Genomic DNA, 16,239 nt, shown 5'->3' with positions numbered 1-16,239 from the left:
CCCCCCACCCGTCCCGTTGATCAAGAAGTTTGCGTCTGGATTCGCGCTGTTCCAGACGCAAACTTCTTGATCAACCTGGGTGTGGATCTGGGTGTGGGCGGGCGGGCCGGATGTGGACCGGGGCGCCGGCTGCTGGTGACGGCCGACGCCCCGAATCACTGAGGAGGCACTACCTTCACCGCCGCTCCCGGTACGGATGGACGGAAGCCGACGGCGTCTGTGGGGCTACTCCGACGCGTGCACCACGTCGCGTACCTCAGCGAAGTGGCAGGCGCTCGGGTGGTCCGAATTATCGCGGACCTCCAGCAGCGGCGCCTGCTCGGCGCAGATGTCCTGGGCCTTCCAGCACCGGGTACGGAACCGGCAGCCCGAGGGCGGGTTGGCCGGCGACGGCACGTCACCGGTCAGCACGATCTGATCCCGATGCCCACGCCGCTTCGGATCCGGCACCGGCACCGCCGACAGCAGCGCCTGCGTGTACGGGTGGGTCGGGTTGTCGTAGATCTCCTCCTCGGCGCCGATCTCGATGATCTTGCCGAGGTACATGACCGCGACCCGGTCGGCGATGTGCCGGACCACCGACAGGTCGTGGGCGATGAAGATGTACGACAGCCCGAGTTCCTTCTGGAGCTTCTCCAGCAGGTTGATCACCTGGGCCTGGATGGAGACGTCCAGCGCGGAGACCGGCTCGTCACACAGGATGATCTCCGGGTTGAGCGCCAGCGCCCGGGCGATGCCGATGCGCTGCCGCTGGCCGCCGGAGAACTGGTGCGGGTACCGGGTGATGTGGTCCGGGTTGAGACCGACCAGATCGAGCAGTTCCTGCACCCTGGCCCGCCGCTTGCCCTTCGGCAGCACGTCCGGGTGCACCTCGAAGGGCTCGCCGATGATGTCGCCGACGGTCATCCGCGGGTTCAGCGAGGTGTACGGGTCCTGCATCACCAGCTGGATGTTGCGCCGGCCCCGACGTCGCTCCTCGGCGCCGACGTTCGACATGTTCTTGCCCTGCACGAACAGGTCGCCGGAGGTCGGCGTCTCCAGCCCGACCAGCAGCCGAGCCAACGTCGACTTGCCGCAGCCGGACTCGCCGACGATGCCCAGCGTCTCGCCGCGCCGCAGTTGCAGGTTGACCCCGTCGACCGCCTGCACCGCACCGTACTGCTTCTTGAAGACGATGCCCCGGGTCAGCGGGAAGTGCTTGACCAGGTCGCGGGTTTCCAGCACCACGTCACTCATCGCCCTTGACCTCCTTCCAGAAGTGGCAGGCGGCCGTCCGGCTCGGCGACACCTGGTACAGCGGTGGCGCCGGGTCCTTCCGGCAGACCTCCTGCGCGTACCCGCACCGGGGGTTGAAGGCGCAGCCCGGCGGGATGTTGGTCAGCATCGGCGGCAGGCCCTTGATGGCACTGAGCTCGTGACCCTTGAGGTCCAGACGCGGGATCGACTCCAGCAGACCCTTGGTGTACGGGTGGGCGGGGCTGGCGTAGATGTCGTTCACGCCGGCTTCCTCGATGACCCGGCCGGCGTACATCACCGAGATCCGGTCCGCCACGTCGGCCACCACACCCATGTCGTGGGTGATCAGCACCAGGCCCATGTTCCGTTCCCGCTGCAACTCGGCGAGCAGCGCCATGATCTGCGCCTGCACGGTCACGTCCAGCGCGGTGGTCGGCTCGTCGGCGATCAGCACCTCGGGGTCGAGCGCCAACGCCATCGCGATCATGACGCGCTGCCGCATACCACCCGAGAACTGGTGCGGGTAGTCGTTCACCCGCTGCTTCGCCGCCGGGATCTTCACCAGGTCCAGCAGCTCGACGGCACGGGCCTTGGCGTCCTGCCGGGACATGCCCCGATGCTTCCGGAACAGCTCGGCCAACTGGAACCCGACGGTGAAGACCGGGTTCAACGCGGAGAGCGCGTCCTGGAAGATCATCGCGATCCGGTTGGCACGCACCTTGCGGCGCTCCGACTCCGGCAGCTTGAGCAGGTCGACCCCCCGGTACAGGATCTCACCGCCGGTGATGAAGCCGGGTGGGGTGTCCAGGATGCCCATGATCGCCTGAGCGGTCACGCTCTTGCCGCAGCCGGACTCGCCGAGGATCGCCCGGGTCTCGCCGGCCCGCAGGTCGAAGCTCACGCCGTTCACGGCGTGAGCGATGCCGTTGCGGGTGCGAAACTCCACGTGCAGGTCCTTGACCTGCAGCGGCAGCGCATCCGGGTCCACACCCGCCAGCGCTTCCATCTTGACGTTCACATCAGTGCTCATGCCGGCACTCCGCTTCGCTCCGTGCCCTCATGAGGCACCGTCGCCCTGTGCTGATGATTCGCTCGCAGAAGCTCGCTCATGCCGGCACTCCGCTTCGCTCCGTGCCCTCATGAGGCACCGTCGCCCTGTGCTGATGATTCGCTCGCTGAGACTCGCTCATCGGACTCACCGGAACTTCGGGTCGAGGGCGTCACGCAGCGCGTCACCCATGAGGATGAAGGACAGCACCGTGCCCACCAGCAGACCACAGGGGAAGAGCAGCAGCCACGGGTCGTCCAGGAAGTAGACCTGGTGGGCGCTGATCATGATGCCCCAGGACTGCGCGGGCGGCTGGAGTCCCACACCGAGGAAGGTCAACGTGGCCTCGGCGGCGACGAACGAGCCCAGCACGATGGTGGCGTACACCAGCATCGGCGCGATCGCGTTCGGCAGGATGTGCCGGAACATCAACCGGGAGTTGCGGGCGCCGACCGCCTTCGCGGCGTGCACGTAGTCCAGGTCCTTCGACGAGATGACACTGCCCCGGATGATCCGGGCGATGGTCGGCCAGGCCAGCAGGAACAGCACTGCGGTGATGGTCCAGATGTTCTGCCGCTTGATCACGGTGAGGAACACGATCGCGCCGAGCAGGAACGGCAGCGAGAAGAAGATGTCCATCACCCGGGAGATGATCGCGTCGACCCAGCCGCCGTAGTAGCCGGCGAGCAGGCCGAGCACCCCGCCGAACAGCACGATGCCGCCGGTCGCCATCACCGCGATCACCATCGACGGGCGGGCACCGTAGATCGCGTGCGAGTAGTAGTCGCAACCCAGGATGTCGAAGCCGAAGGGGTGGTCCCAGCTCGGGGCGACCCGGGACCGGTCGGTGCTGCACGCCCGCGGGTCCTGGCTGGTCCAGAGCTTCGGGAAGAGCGCCATCGAGCCGACCATGAGGATGTAGAGACAGGCGATCACGAAGACCGGGTCACGTAGCAGCTGCCGGCGGGCGTCCGCCCACAGGCTCGCGTTGCGCTCCTTGCCGCTCGGCGCGTCAGGCGTAGGGCCGTCACCGGCCACCGGCGCACCGCCGACGGCGGATCCCGCGCTCGTCAGGTCACTCATGTCCACACCTCGTTTCGCTCCACCCGGCCATCAGGAACGGTCGGAAGACCTACGTCCGCCACCGTGATTCGGTCACTCATAGCGGATCCTCGGGTCGAGCACGGCATAGAGCAGGTCGACCAGCAGGTTGGCCAGCAGGACGACCAGCACCAGCATGGTCACCACCCCGACCACCACCGAGGACTCACCGGTGCGCGCCGACATCGTCACCAGTCGGCCGATGCCCGGCACGTTGAAGATGGTCTCGGTGACGACCGCCCCGGCCATCGCGGCGCCGATGTCGACGCCGAGGAAGGTGATCACGGGGATCAGCGAGTTGCGGAGCGTGTGCACGCCGATGACGCGCTTGTTGGTCAGCCCCTTGGCCTTGGCGGTGCGGACGTAGTCAGCACGGATGTTCTCCATGATGCTGGTCCGGGTGAGCCGGGCGGTGGTGGCGAGCGAGACCGCGCCGAGCACCATGCCGGGAATGATCAGGCTTGCGAACGGATAGTCGGGCTTGAAGCCGGGGCTGAACATGCCGGACGCGATCACGTCCGGAATCCAGTCCTGGCCCCGCAGCACGTTGCCGAACTTGACCCCGACGAACTCCCGGACCACCACGCCCAGCACGAAGATCGGCACCGAGATGACGAAGACCGTGCTGATCTTCACCAGGTAGTCGGTGAAGCTACCACCCCGCAGACCGGCCAGCACACCCGCTGCGATGCCGACGACCGCCTCGAACACGATCGCGATGACCAGCAGCTTGAGGGTGAACGGAATGGCGTCGGCGACCAGGTCGGTGACCTCCCGCTGGCGCAGGTTGATGCCGAAGTCGAAGTGGAAGAAGATGTTCTGCAGGCGGTCCAGGAAGAGCCCGAAACAGGGGTTGCCCCGCTGGTCCAGGCAGGGGTCACCGTAGCCGAGCCGCTCGGTGATCGCCTGAAGCAGCGCGGGCGGCGGCGTCCGGTCCCCGAACAGCGCCCGGACCGGGTTCCCGCTGAACTGAATCGCCAGCGAGGTCATGTAGTGCAGTAGGAACATGGTGCCCAGCACGGTGGGGATGAACTGGAGCAACCGTCGAATGACGTAGCGCCCCATGACGGGGTCTCCTCTCGGCGCTGACGTGGCGGCAACGATCACCCTGGTGGGGTCACCGTTGCCGCCACGTCGTATTACGGCAGGATCAGGAGTCTGAAGCTCAGTTCTGCTTCAGCGAAATCGCACCGTAGTCGGCATCCGAGACGGCGTTCCAGACGAACTGGTCGACGTTCTCGCTGTAGACCGCGCCAACCTTGTTCCACCACATCGGGATGACCGGCAGGTCCTCGCCGAGGATGTCCTCAGCCTGCTGGTACGCCGGGATGGCGGCCTGGATCGACTCGGCCGAGTCGCCCTGCTTCATCAGGTTGTCGAAGGCCTCGTTCGAGTAGCCCGAGTTGTTGCTGCCGGCACCGGTGCCGTACAGCGGGTAGAGGAAGGTCTCCATGAACGGGTAGTCCGGACCCCAACCGAGGCGGAACCCACCGGTGAACTTCTTCTGGTCCGCGGTCTCCAGGTACTCGGCGAACTGCAGGTTGACCTTGAGCTCGTAGTCGATGCCCAGGGCCTCCTTGATCTGGTCACCGACCGCCTGCAGCCACAGGTCGTGGCCGGCACCGGCGTTGGCCCACAGGATCAGCTTCTCACCGGCCGGCCAGCCGCCGGCCTCGGCGAGCAGCTGCTTGGCCTTCTCGACGTCCTTGGTGCAGTACTTGCAGACGCCCTCGCGAGCACCCTCGAAGGTCGGGGCCACGTAGCCGCTGGCCGGGGTGAACCGGCCGTCGAAGACCGCGTCGATGATCGACTGCCGGTCGATCGACAGCGACAGCGCCTGGCGGATCCGCTTGTCCTTGAAGGTGTCCTGGTACAGCGGCATGCCGACGTAGGTGAAGCTGTCACCCGGCTGCTCGTACATCCGGTCGCCGTACTGCGCCTGGGCCTCCTTGTAACGGGCCGGGGGCAGGGTGTAGAGCACGTCCAGCTCGCCCGCCTGGAAGGCGGCGTAGCCAGCGTCGATGTCGGCGAAGATCCGGTACTCGATGCGGTCCGGCTTGCCCGGCTCGCCCTTCCAGGACTCGCTGCGGACCAGGTTGATGGCGACGTTGTGCTGCCAGCTGCCGTCCATCTTGTAGGGGCCGTTACCGATCGGCGTCTCGTTGCACTTCGCGATGTCGTCGACGCAGGCCTGGGCCATCGGGAAGAAGCCCGGGTAACCGATCGTGGTCGGGAAACCGGAGAACGGCGCGTCCAGCTCGACAGTGAAGGTCAGGTCGTCGACCTTCTTGAGACCCGACATGGTCTCGGCGGTCGGCTCCGGAGCCTTCTTCGGGCCCTCACCGTCCGGGTCCGCCGGCGCCACGTCCGCCTTACCGGCGATCCGCTTCATGAAGTAGCCGTTGTTCTGGGCGTTCGGCCCGTAAGCGGCGTAGTTCCACGACCGGAGGAACGCGTCGGCGTTGACCGGCTCACCGTTGTCGAAGGTGTAGCCGCTCTTGAGCTTGATCGTCCAGAGCTTCTGGTCGGTCGACTCGACCGACTCGGCCAGGTCCATCTCGACCGCCGAGGTCTCGGCGTTGTACTTGACCAGACCGCGGTACAGCTGACGAATCACGTACAACGACGGCTCGTCGTCGCCGCCGGACGGGGTCAGGAACGCCGGCTCGGCGTTGTACACCCGCAGCGTGCCGCCGGACTCGCCGGCCGGCTCATTGTCGTCGCCACCGCTGCTACAAGCGGTAGCCAACATGGCGGTGGCGGTCGCCGCGACCGCCACCTTCAGGAATTTCCCGCGCATGGGAGTGCCTCCTCAGGGCGCTCGGCTCACGAGGGGGTTGTGAGGTGCCTGCAACTGTGACACTCAATGCGCCCAGGCGGGAAGGCGTGTTATCAACCCGATACCCGCCCGGGACGGTGCCGACATCGACCCACAGGCGCCACTCCGGCGCGCCGGAGGCATGGTATGAGCTGCTCGTCAACCACATTTCCACGCTCGGCCGACCGTCGTATGACGCGGGCCCGACGACTCCGCGAACCCGCCGGAGCATCGACGTGAATCCCGCCACTCCTTCCGGAATCCTACCCGAAAGTATGAGTCTGATTCCAGACCAGCGGTCGATCGTTCTGGTCGGCTGAAGGACTCCTGTCCCCCAGAGTGGTCCGACCCCGGACCCCGCGTGCTGCGGGATCCGGGGTCGGACGAGGTGTCGCGACGGTTGATCAGGCCGTGAAGTGAATCCTGCGACGACGCAGCACCAGGACGGTGACCGCGCCCGCGAGCAGGAGCACCAGCCCCGCAGCGATCGCGGTGACGATCGGCGCACCGGTGAGCGGCAGACCACCGTCGTTCGAGGCCGGCGAGGTGGACGGGGCGGGGCTCGCCGGCGACTCCTCAGGAGCGCTCGGCGACGGGGACTCTTCCGGGGTCGACGGGGTCGGCTCCGGCGTCGTCGGCTGGGGGCTGCTCGGCTGCGGCGACGGCGCCGCCGTGAAGGTGGCCTTCGCCTCGGCGGTCACCGTGGCCCCGGTGCTGCCGCCCAGGATCAGCTTCTGCGCCGCCTTGGACCCGGTGTAGAGGAACACCCGGCCGAAGGAGACCGAGCCGGCGGCGGACGCGGTCACGCTGACCTCGCCGGCTTCCTCGGTCGTCAGCCAGAACTGGCCGCCGTTGTCGGTCGTGGTCACGGGCGCGCCCTCGGCGTCGACCGCCGACCCGCCGGTGACCGCCAGCGTGATCTCACCCGCCGGCCCCTTGACGGTGAACGGCCCGGCCTTCTCCCCGACCTTCGCGGTGGCGGTGGCCGGATCGATGCTCAGCTCGGCCTTCGGCTCGGGCTGGTCGGTGGCATTCGCGATCAGGTAGTCGTGGACCTTCTTGATCACTTCGTACCGCTGCTTGTTGATCAGGCCACGCCCGGCGACCCAGTCGCCGAGCTCGATGCCGTCGCTGAAGTGCCACACGGCGGTCTGCGTGCCGAAGTAGAGCAGGTTCCGGCGTACCTTCGCGTCCGTCCCGGCGGGCACGGTGGCACCGGCGGCGGCCAGCAGCGCGGCGGAGTCGGCGTTCGGGTACCCGTGAGTCAGCACCCACTGAACCTTCGCGAGGTTCTTCACCTGGGACTCGTCCCAGGTGCCCTCCTGGTACTTGCCATCGATCGCGACGTTCGTGTGGTAGTCGATGCAGAAGGCCGGCAGCCGCTTTCCGTCGATCTTGATAGCCAGCGCCGAGGTCCGCTTGACCTTACCGTCGAGCAGCAGCTTGACGGTGCTGTCCGGCACCGACTTCGCCACGCCGGTGGCCGGGTCCTCGGCAGCGGCCGGGGCGGCGGCAGCGAGCGCCAGCGCGCCGCCGGTGACGGCCGCGAGCGCGATCCGCGCCCAGCGCCGTCCTCGTTGTCCGATCATGAGTTTCGTGCACCTCTCGGGCAGGGAGTGACCCGCGTACGCGCGGGCGGCCTGAGTCGCCGTTCCCGCGGGATGAGCAGCATCCGCACGCGGGAAAGGCGAGGGGCATTATTGACCGCGACTTGATCACATGTCACGCCCTGCGGCCTGATTAGCCGCTTATGCCGAGAAGGTCGGTTATACCAAACGCCGGTCGGCCGCCCACCGGGACAGCTCGTACCGGTTGGACATCTGGAGTTTGCGCAGCACGTTGGAGACATGGGTCTCGACGGTCTTGATCGAGATGTACAGCTCCCGGGCGATCTCCTTGTACGCGTACCCCCGGGCGAGCAGCCGCAGCACCTCGCGTTCCCGGTTGGTCAGCTGGTCCAGTTCCGGATCGGCGACCGGGGCGTCCGGCCGGGCCGCGAAGGCGTCCAGCACGAAACCGGCCAGGCGGGGGCTGAACACCGCGTCGCCGTCGGCCACCCGCCGGATCGCCGCAGCCAACTCGTCCGGCGAGATGGTCTTGGTGACGTAACCACGCGCACCCGCCCGGATCAGCCCGATCACATCCTCGGCCGCGTCGGAGACGCTGAGCGCCAGGAATCGGACCTCGGGGTGGCTGCGCCGCATAGCCTCCAGCACCGCTCGACCACCACCGTCGGGCATGTGCACGTCGAGCAGGACCACGTCCGGTCCGGTGGCCGCGATCCGGCTGACCGCCTCGGCCACCGTGCTCGCCTCGCCCACCACCTCGACGTGCACGCCGAGTTCGGCGCGTACCCCGGCTCGGAACATGGCGTGGTCGTCGACCAGGAACACCCGCAGCCGTCCGGGCCCGGTGCTCTCCGGCTCGACCGGTGGTGTCGACTGCTCGGCCATCATCTGTCCCTCTCCGCAGTGGCCGACTCCCGGGAGATCGGCAGGATCAACCGGACCTCGGTCCCCTCTCCAGGCCGGGAACGGATCTCCGCCCGGCCACCGTGCCGTTTCATCCGCCCGACGATCGAGCCTCGGACACCGTGCCGATGGTCCTCCACCGTATCCGGATCGAACCCGACACCCCGATCCCGTACGAAGACACTTACCTGTTCGGGCTCGACCTCGGCGTAGAGCGAGACGGTCTGCACCCCGGCGTGCCGGGCGGCGTTCACCAGCGCCTCGCGCGCCGCGGCCACCAGCGCGCCGACCCGCTCGTCGGTCTCCCGGTCGCCCACCACGACCGCCTCCACAGTCATCGCGAAGGTGTCCTCCACCTCGGCCGCGGCCTGTTCCAGCGCGGCGGCGAGGCGTTCGGTGGGTGACGCGGTGGGCTTGTAGAGCCAGTTGCGCAGCGAGCGCTCCTGGCCCCGGGCGAGCCGCTGCACGGTCTTGACGTCGCTGGCGTTGCGCTGGATCAACGCGAGGGTGTGCAGCACCTGGTCGTGCACCATGGCTGCCAGTTCGGCCCGCTCCTGCTCGCGGATGCGCCCCTCGCGCTCAGAGCGGAGCTGGTTCCAGGTGCGCCAGAGCACCGGCGCGGCCACCACCCCCACACCCGCCAGCCCGACCAACGCGAAGATCACTCCGTTGATCACGGCGTCGAGGTTCTGCGCCGGGGAGTAGACCGCTGCCACACCGATGATGCCGACCGCGACCAGCACCCCGCCCCCGACGAAGCGCAGCACGAAGGCCCGCCGGTCGCTCTCCTCTATCACCGCGCCGAGCCAGGGCACCGGCATCGACTCGCCCCACTGCCGTCGCCGCTCGGGCGCGGACTGGTGCCAGATCACGCCCGCGCCGACCGCGATGATGGCGACCAACCAGCCCGCCGTGCCGGCCGCGCCGACCGAGTCGAAGACCATCACCTGGATCAGCAGTACCCCGAGCCCGATGGCCACGAAGGGCAGCAACTGGCCGACATCGCGGCGCGGCGGTACGGCGTTGTCACCGGGTCGCAGCGGCACGACCGCCCAGAAGGCGGCATAGAGCAGCAGACCCAACCCGCTCAGCCCGAGCAGCACCATGAAGGCGATCCGGACCCGGACCACCGGAACTCCGAGATGCTCGGCGATGCCGGCGGCCACCCCGGCGGCCATCCGGTGCTCCGGGGCGCGGTAGAGGCGGGGTGGTTGGCTGATGCTGCTGATCGCGGGCTCCCTGGTCAGGACGGTCGGGCCGGAGGAGAGGCGAGGATTTCCGGCGCCGCTCCGATCGTCACACGCGGCGTGGCCGCCCGACCACGGGGACGCCCCCGACATTCGGGCCGGCCGGATCTCAGGGTGGGGTCAGGGTCGCCTCCGGAGGCCGCTCGGGCATCGGGCGCAGCAGGATCGAGGCATGACCGACGACGCTGCCCAGCCGCACCGGCCGGGGCCGACCGAACCGGAGTCGACGCCTCCGGCGGCCACCGGGCCGGCCGTACCCGAATCCCCCGGTGCCGAGGCGGACGGCCCGGCCGCGCCGGCCGGCGGGCGGGCGCCCACCGGCGGAGCGGCGTGGGACGACACACCGCCACCCGTTGCCGCCGCGCCACCACCCACCGGCGGAACGGCATGGGACACCGCGCCACCGTCCGCCGGGCCGGGGGGGCCGGGCGGGCCAGGGGGGCCGGGCCGACCCGGTGGACCGGGGTGGTGGGGCGGGCCGCCGCCGGGAGGCGGCCCGGGCGGTCCGTTCGGCGGCGCCGGCTTCACCTCGCGGTACGGGCTGGTCCGGCCACGCGAGGGCCGCTACCTGGCGGGCGTCTGTGCTGCCGTCGGCCGAGCCACCAACACCGACCCCGTGCTCTGGCGGGTGCTGCTGGCGGTCCTGGGCTTCTTCGGCGGCGTCGGCATCCTGGTCTACGTCGCCGCCTGGTTGATCATCCCGGGCGAGGGCGACACCGCCTCGCCCATCGAATCCATGCTGGGCCGTGGGCGTTCCAGCATGTCCCCGGTCACCGTGATCGTCCTCGGCGTGGTGGTGGCGGTCGGCTTCGGCTTCGTCGTCACCGACGCCTTCCGCGCGGTACTGCTCGGCGCGGCCATCCTGGTCGGCGGTGCGCTGCTGCTGAACCGTCAGCAGCGCGAAGCCCGACCCGAGTCGGCCGTACCGGGTACGCCGGACGCCGGTGTCGGCGCGGGTCCACCTCCGCCACCCGGTCCGGTGCCGCCGGTCAGCTATCCCGGGCCGACCGCCTATCCGGCGGCGTACCCGGAATTCGGCCGGACCACGACGGTCATACCGCCCGCCTTCCACCCAGCCGGCCCGACGTCCGGCGTTCCCTCGGCACCGTCGGTGCCGGGCGGGCCTGAGGAGCCAACCATGCAGTTGCCGACGGCGTCGGCATGGCCGACGAGCGCCGCCGCCGCGGGCCCACCGGTCACCCCACCGACCTACCGTCCCCCGTTCGCCCCGCACGGCCCTTACGCCGGGCCGCCGAAGGTGGCCCCGCCGCCACCGCCCAAGTCGAAGCCGCCCCGCAAGCCCCGGGAACGATCGGCCCTGGGCGCGGTGACCTTCTCGTTGATCTTCCTCGCGTTGGGGCTGGTCGGCGTGCTCGACCTGCTGGACATCTTCGGGATCGGCGCGTCGGCCTACTTCGCCGCGGCACTCGCGGTGATCGGCCTCGGCCTGCTCGTGGGTACCTGGTTCGGGCGGGCCCGCTGGCTGATCGCGCTCGGGTTGGTGACCGCCGCCGCCCTGGCCGTGGTCACGGTCGTCGAGTCCTACGACCGGGTACGCGGGGTGGACGGCGCGGTCACCTGGGCACCGACGAACCACCGCGACCTCGCCGTCCGGTACGAACAGAGTTTCGGCGACGCGGTGCTCGACCTGCGGGCGATCGACTTCGACCAGCAGGAGACGGAGATAACCGTCGCCATCAACTTCGGTGAGGCCACCGTGGTGCTGCCGCCGAACGTGGACGTCACGGCGGTGACCCAGGTGACCGCCGGTGACGCCGACGTCCTCGGCCAGCGAACGCAGGGCATGGACAACCGGCCCGCTGACGTCGTCGATCTGGGCCCGGACGGGGCCGGCGGCGGAACGCTGCGCCTCAACCTGCACGTCAACGCCGGACACATGGAGGTGACCCGGTGAGGACCCACCGCACCGACCTGGTGTCGTTCGCCTTCGGGCTGCTCTTCCTCGCCCTCGCCGCCTGGTGGCTCCTCGCCCAGGTGCTCGGTCTCGTACTGCCACCGGCCGGCTGGTTCCTGGCCGGCGGACTGATCCTGGTCGGCGGGCTCGGCCTGATCGGCGCCCTGCGTTCCAGCCGATACAACGGTCGGCCCGCACCGATCGACACTCCTGACGACACCGGCCGGAACGACTCCGCACCGGACGCTGCGGAGACCGCCGCCGACCCGCTTCGGGGCCCGGTGAGTCCCGACACCCCGACGGACGAGCCGGCCCCGGTCAGCTCGGCACCGGCGGCCGACCCGGATCCGCAGGTGGACCGCACGCTGGATCTGTTCGGCGGGTCGGACGAGCCGCCACCACCCGGACGGCAGGGACGCGACGCCTGACCGTGCGGCCACGCTCGCTCGCCGCCTATGCTGGCCGGTGTGCTCCCGCCAGCGCTGGCCGGCCCGCGCCGCAGGGCAACCCCGCGGGTCGTCGGCGCGCGGGCCGTCCGTGGCCGGGCCGACCTCGCCGCCGGCGGTGACCATCGCGTCAGTCGCCTCTACCCGTCAGGAGCCCGTTCGACATGACCCAGTCCCCCGCCGTGCGTACGCCCGACCGATCCGGTCCGGTCCGCCTCGGCGAGCGCGCCGCCCGTACCCTCGTCTCCGAGCTTGCCCGGATCAACGAACCGAAGGCCGCCCTGCTGGTCGGCGCGGCTCCGGAGTCCGCGGTGCTGACCGCGGCGATCGAAGCGATGCTGCCCGGCGACACCCTCACCCTGGTACCCGCCGAACGGGTCAGCGCCACGGCGTTGCGGGAGCACGTCACCGCCCAGGGGCGTTGGGTCGCCGAACGGGTCCGGGTCGTGGACAGCCTCGCCGAGGCGGAGGCCGCTGCGGTGGTCATCGCCGCTGAGGCATTCACCGGCACCGCTGACGAGGCCCGCACCACCATCGGGGCACTCACCAAGTACCTGGCCGACGGCGCGGTGCTCAGCGTCGCCACCGCCGTCGCCCGGACCGCCGGCGCCGCCGCCGAGTTGGACCGGCAGGGCGCGCTGTACGGCGTCGGCAACGACCTGGTGCTGCTCAACAACCCGCCGGTACGCGTGTACCGGCTCCGCTTCACCCCGGCCGAGGCCGCAGCGGCCGAGCGGCTCGCTCCCGCGTACCGGCCGTCGAGCGTGCCGCTCAGCCGCGACATGCACATCGACTCCAACGGGGTCGCCGCCGCCGGCATCGCTCTCGGGCTGGCCGCGCTGGCCCGACTGGCCCGACCGAAGTCGAAGCTCTGGCTGCTGCCCGCGCTGGCCGCCGCGCCGGTGGCGGCCTTCTTCCGGGACCCGCAGCGGGACGTGCCGGAGGACCCCTCGGCCGTGGTGGCCGCCGCCGACGGGCAGGTGTTGTCGGTGCAGCGCCTGACGGACGAGCGCTTCGGCGACAGCGAGTTCCTCCGGATCGCTGTCTTCCTGTCGGTGCTGGACGTGCACGTCAACCGCTCCCCGGTGGCCGGCAAGGTGGTCGACTACTTCGTCGCCGACGGCGGGTTCGTCAACGCGATGAAGCCGGACGCGGAGCACAACGTGGCCGCCTACACGGTGTTGGACACCACCCACGGCACCGTGGTGGTGGCCCAGCGGACCGGCCTGATCGCCCGCCGGATCGTGCAGCGCGCTCCGATCGGCGCGTTGCTGGCCCGGGGCGAACGGTTCGGGCTGATCCGCTTCGGCTCGCGTACCGACGTCTACCTGCCGGCAGCGGCCGCGGAGCCGCTGGTCGGGCCGGGTGACAAGGTGATCGGTGGATCGACCGTGATCGCCCGCTGGCGCTGACCCGGTAGGCGACCGCACGCGGGTAGGCCCGCACGCGGGTTACGGCCGCACGCGGGTGGGCCGGCACGCGGGTTGCGGCAACCTGGGCCCTCACCCGGCCCGGAGGCCGCGACATGCCGCGAGTCGGGTGCCACCTGGCGGTGATGAGGCAATGCGAAAGGGGTGTCGCGGCTTGGCCGCGACACCCCTTTTCAGCAGCAGGTCAGACGATGGTGCGACGCTGGCGCAGCCAGAGCACCGGACCGCTGACCAGATATCCGACCACGATCAGCCCGAAGGTGAGCCGGACGTCGATCAGGGCACCGACCACCGGCGCGAGCCAGACCCACGGCGGCAGCTTGACCAGGCGGGCGAGCTTGGCGTAGGGGAAGCTGCTGACCATGGTGAAGGCGAGCAGGGCCACCCCGGCGATCTGCACCGCCCCTGGCACCGGCATGCCGATCACCACCATCAGGGCGAGCACGGCGGCGGCCATGGTGGTGGGCACACCGGAGAAGAACCGTCCGTCGCTCGGCGATACGTTGAACCTCGCCAGCCGGATGGCGGCGCAGGCGGCGACGAGCGCGGCGGCCACAGCGGCGGCGGCCGTCGGCGCGGAACCGGCCAACGACGCGTAGACCACCACAGGTGCGGCGAGACCGAAGGAGCACATGTCGGCCAGCGAGTCCATCTGGGCACCGAACGGGCTGGACACCCCGAGCTTGCGGGCCAGCGCGCCGTCCAGGCCGTCGAACGCGACGCAGGCGATCAGGAGGAACGCGGCCAGCCGTACCTCACCCTGCATGGCGACGAAGATCGCGTTGATGCCGAGCAGCAGGCTGGCCAGCGTGCAGGCGTTGACCAGGGCGAACTTCATCCGCCGCGCCGGGGTCCGCTCACCCGGCAGCAGCGGCGCCGGTGTCGCTGTCGACGTGCCCAGCGCCGGAGCCGGCGCAACGGGTGGGTTGACCGTGACCGGGCCGATCAGCGGGCCGACCGGGGCGATGGTCTCCATCCCGGTGCGGCGGGACCGCCTGAGGCCGTATCGGCGACGCGGGCGGTCCTGATACCGGGGCTCGGGCAACACGTCGGTCGCGCCGTGCATTTCCGCACCTCGGCGGCCGACGCGGACCAGCAGGACCTGGCGGGCGAGGGTGCCGCTGCGGCGCAGTGGGCCCGTCCAGCTTCGCCCTGCGGGACGCGGGCTGTCAGTCGTACGACGCCGGCGCCATGGGGCTCTCGGCACGTTTCCTCCATCACCGGATCGGCTTACCGCAACGTGGCGGGCGTCCGGCTGTCTCGTGCCGGACCTTCCTGGCCCGGCAGCCGTTTTGCGGAGTACACCATCGCACAGGGGGGTGGGGAATGGCGATAGCTGCCGGCGGTACTTATATCTCCCTTAACCGCGCGAACCGCCGTCTTATTCCCATCCGGGACACCATCGCCCGTTTTCTACGCCTGCCCTGCCTTGACTGTACCGGAGGTCGTCCGCACCGGCTGGGTGGCGAGATCGGCCCGACACCGTCACCGTGGGGTTACCTCGACGGTTCCAGAACCATCGCGGCGATCTCAGTCAACGGAAGATTCCGCAGCTCAGATGGGGTGAACCAGGCGGCACGAGCGGTGGAGCCGCCGGCCAGTTCGGTCACCGCCGGTTCGGTCGGCAGGTCAACCTCCACCCGGTAGACGACCCGGATGCCGTGCCAGTCGATGGGGTACCCCTCCGGGCCCAGGGCCGCCGGATTGTGCAGGTTGTCCACCCCGATCAGCCGGGTCACCCGGCCCAGTTGGCCGGACTCCTCGACCAGCTCCCGTAGCAACGCGGTGACGGGTTGTTCACCGTGATCGGTGCCTCCACCGGGCAGGTGCCATCGGCCCGCTCCGGGATAGCCCTCGGCGATCATGGTCAGCAGCACCCGTCCGTCCGGGTCGGTGACCATCCCGTACGTCCCGAAGCGCTGCCGGCGGTCGGCCCCGGGGCCGGGGAACGGCTCTCGACGGCGCAGGGCATCGGACGGCAGCGGAACGACCGGCAGACCGAGAGCTTCGGCGGTGAACGGCAGCAGCGGCAGCTCGGCCGCCTCGTCCAGGGTCAGCCAACGGGCCAGGTCGGTGCTGCCGTCGCGCTCCGCGCGCAGCCGTCCACCGATCGTCGCCACGTCGAACAGCATCCGATCGGTGTGCAGGGCGGCCCCGAGCTCCGGGTACGGCACCACGTCAGCGACGACCGCACACAGCCCGCTCACCTCGACGGTCAACCCGGTCTCCTCGGCGACCTCGCGGACCACCGCGTGCGCGGGATGTTCGGCGTGCTCCAGTCCGCCACCGGGCAGCGACCAGACCCCGGGAAAGTCCGCCGAGGCGGAGCCCCGCACCAGCAACACCTGCCGCTCGGCGTCCCGCAACACCCCGTACGCCCCCACCCGCCGCACCCGCTCCACAACCCCACGCCCCCGTCCACTACCGCACCGCGCCCCGCACGCCCGCGCCGATCATGAAGTTATCGCCGTCGCCATCGGCGTGTCCCGACAATAACTTCATGATCGACGCGCGGGCGGGCGGGGCG

12 protein-coding genes and 1 pseudogene are annotated in these 16,239 nt (G+C 70.0%); 3 read left to right on the top strand and 10 right to left on the bottom strand.

Annotated elements, in window-relative coordinates:
• Window positions 1–225: 225 nt before the first annotated feature.
• The 8 genes from KBX50_RS31935 to KBX50_RS31900 all read right to left on the bottom strand — a co-directional run bounded on the left by KBX50_RS31935 (window position 226) and on the right by KBX50_RS31900 (window position 9,921).
• Window positions 226–1,236, bottom strand: coding sequence for an ABC transporter ATP-binding protein (locus KBX50_RS31935; protein ID WP_210941560.1), 1,011 nt, complete (start codon window positions 1,234–1,236; stop codon window positions 226–228).
• The gene (locus KBX50_RS31930; RefSeq protein ID WP_093404964.1) at window positions 1,229–2,266 is read right to left on the bottom strand and encodes an ABC transporter ATP-binding protein; all 1,038 of its coding nucleotides are present in this window, start codon (window positions 2,264–2,266) and stop codon (window positions 1,229–1,231) included. Before KBX50_RS31930 ends, KBX50_RS31935 begins: the two co-directional genes overlap by 8 nt.
• Window positions 2,267–2,431: 165 nt before the next feature.
• Window positions 2,432–3,367 carry an ABC transporter permease gene (locus tag KBX50_RS31925; RefSeq protein WP_210941559.1) on the bottom strand — a complete coding sequence of 312 codons (936 nt, stop codon included), beginning with the start codon at window positions 3,365–3,367 and terminating at the stop codon, window positions 2,432–2,434.
• A 72-nt stretch (window positions 3,368–3,439) separates the two neighbouring features.
• Window positions 3,440–4,450, bottom strand: a complete 1,011-nt coding sequence (locus KBX50_RS31920; RefSeq protein ID WP_210941558.1) for an ABC transporter permease — start codon at window positions 4,448–4,450, stop codon at window positions 3,440–3,442.
• Between the two features lie 100 nt (window positions 4,451–4,550).
• The gene (locus KBX50_RS31915; protein WP_210941557.1) at window positions 4,551–6,185 is read right to left on the bottom strand and encodes an ABC transporter substrate-binding protein; all 1,635 of its coding nucleotides are present in this window, start codon (window positions 6,183–6,185) and stop codon (window positions 4,551–4,553) included.
• 422 nt (window positions 6,186–6,607) lie between these two features.
• Window positions 6,608–7,792 (bottom strand): thioester domain-containing protein, encoded by a 1,185-nt coding sequence (locus KBX50_RS31910; protein WP_210941556.1) that lies wholly within the window; start codon window positions 7,790–7,792, stop codon window positions 6,608–6,610.
• 177 nt (window positions 7,793–7,969) lie between these two features.
• Entirely contained in the window at window positions 7,970–8,656 is a 687-nt protein-coding gene (locus tag KBX50_RS31905) for a response regulator transcription factor (protein ID WP_210941555.1), read from the bottom strand.
• Window positions 8,656–9,921 carry an ATP-binding protein gene (locus KBX50_RS31900; protein WP_210941562.1) on the bottom strand — a complete coding sequence of 422 codons (1,266 nt, stop codon included), beginning with the start codon at window positions 9,919–9,921 and terminating at the stop codon, window positions 8,656–8,658. Before KBX50_RS31900 ends, KBX50_RS31905 begins: the two co-directional genes overlap by 1 nt.
• A 172-nt stretch (window positions 9,922–10,093) precedes the next feature.
• Here KBX50_RS31900 and KBX50_RS31895 point away from each other — a divergent pair, with 172 nt between their 5' ends.
• The 3 genes and pseudogenes from KBX50_RS31895 to KBX50_RS31885 all read left to right on the top strand — a co-directional run bounded on the left by KBX50_RS31895 (window position 10,094) and on the right by KBX50_RS31885 (window position 13,694).
• Window positions 10,094–11,836: a PspC domain-containing protein gene (locus KBX50_RS31895; protein WP_210941554.1), complete on the top strand. Its 1,743-nt coding sequence runs from the start codon at window positions 10,094–10,096 to the stop codon at window positions 11,834–11,836.
• Window positions 11,833–12,015, top strand: a pseudogene (locus KBX50_RS33720) (hypothetical protein); the annotation flags it as partial. The gene KBX50_RS31895 and the pseudogene KBX50_RS33720, both read left to right, overlap by 4 nt.
• Before the next feature lie 431 nt (window positions 12,016–12,446).
• Window positions 12,447–13,694, top strand: coding sequence for a phosphatidylserine decarboxylase (locus KBX50_RS31885; protein WP_210941552.1), 1,248 nt, complete (start codon window positions 12,447–12,449; stop codon window positions 13,692–13,694).
• Window positions 13,695–13,896: 202 nt separating this feature from the next.
• Here the strand turns inward: KBX50_RS31885 and KBX50_RS31880 are convergent, their stop codons facing one another.
• Window positions 13,897–14,844 carry a phosphatidylcholine/phosphatidylserine synthase gene (locus KBX50_RS31880; protein ID WP_210941561.1) on the bottom strand — a complete coding sequence of 316 codons (948 nt, stop codon included), beginning with the start codon at window positions 14,842–14,844 and terminating at the stop codon, window positions 13,897–13,899.
• A 364-nt stretch (window positions 14,845–15,208) separates the two neighbouring features.
• Window positions 15,209–16,114 (bottom strand): NUDIX hydrolase, encoded by a 906-nt coding sequence (locus KBX50_RS31875; protein ID WP_210941551.1) that lies wholly within the window; start codon window positions 16,112–16,114, stop codon window positions 15,209–15,211.
• Between the last annotated feature and the right edge of the window lie 125 nt (window positions 16,115–16,239).

The sequence above is a fragment of the Micromonospora sp. C51 genome, from assembly GCF_018070435.1.
Classification (GTDB): domain Bacteria; phylum Actinomycetota; class Actinomycetes; order Mycobacteriales; family Micromonosporaceae; genus Micromonospora; species Micromonospora sediminimaris.
This window is presented reverse-complemented; position numbering and strand designations above follow the sequence as displayed.

Coding starts and splice junctions, on each gene's coding strand:
- KBX50_RS31935 (WP_210941560.1), bottom strand. CDS start 1,236: ATGAGTGACGTGGTGCTGGAAACCCGCGACCTGGTCAAGCACTTCCCG.
- KBX50_RS31930 (WP_093404964.1), bottom strand. CDS start 2,266: ATGAGCACTGATGTGAACGTCAAGATGGAAGCGCTGGCGGGTGTGGAC.
- KBX50_RS31925 (WP_210941559.1), bottom strand. CDS start 3,367: ATGAGTGACCTGACGAGCGCGGGATCCGCCGTCGGCGGTGCGCCGGTG.
- KBX50_RS31920 (WP_210941558.1), bottom strand. CDS start 4,450: ATGGGGCGCTACGTCATTCGACGGTTGCTCCAGTTCATCCCCACCGTG.
- KBX50_RS31915 (WP_210941557.1), bottom strand. CDS start 6,185: ATGCGCGGGAAATTCCTGAAGGTGGCGGTCGCGGCGACCGCCACCGCC.
- KBX50_RS31910 (WP_210941556.1), bottom strand. CDS start 7,792: ATGATCGGACAACGAGGACGGCGCTGGGCGCGGATCGCGCTCGCGGCC.
- KBX50_RS31905 (WP_210941555.1), bottom strand. CDS start 8,656: ATGGCCGAGCAGTCGACACCACCGGTCGAGCCGGAGAGCACCGGGCCC.
- KBX50_RS31895 (WP_210941554.1), top strand. CDS start 10,094: ATGACCGACGACGCTGCCCAGCCGCACCGGCCGGGGCCGACCGAACCG.
- KBX50_RS31885 (WP_210941552.1), top strand. CDS start 12,447: ATGACCCAGTCCCCCGCCGTGCGTACGCCCGACCGATCCGGTCCGGTC.